The sequence below is a fragment of the Bradyrhizobium sp. Kon37 genome, assembly GCF_055807535.1.
Genome location: NZ_JBVVOY010000360.1, coordinates 1 through 231, shown reverse-complemented (window position 1 = coordinate 231; position 231 = coordinate 1). Strand labels below are relative to the sequence as shown.

Here is a 231-nt window from a genome sequence, read left to right as displayed (position 1 = left end):
ACCGACCGTGACGAGCTCGCAGATGAAACTGTGCGATTGCACGCGCGTGCGAGCGCCGATAACGACTCCCTTTTGGATCTCGTTGAACGGCCCGATGAAGCAGCCGTCGCCAATCGTGCAGCCATAGAGGTTGCAGGGCTCAACGACCTTCACGCCAGCGCCAAAGGCGACATCGCGGATTCCGACCTGACGCAGCTCCGGCCGGTTCACGAAGCGACGCCCAGCCGGCTA

The 231-nt window shown here is 62.8% G+C and carries 1 pseudogene; it reads right to left on the bottom strand.

The annotated features are described in order from the left end of the window. Positions 1 to 210, bottom strand: a pseudogene (locus AC0L3J_RS38480) (N-acetyltransferase); the annotation flags it as partial. Positions 211 to 231 lie beyond the last annotated feature (21 nt).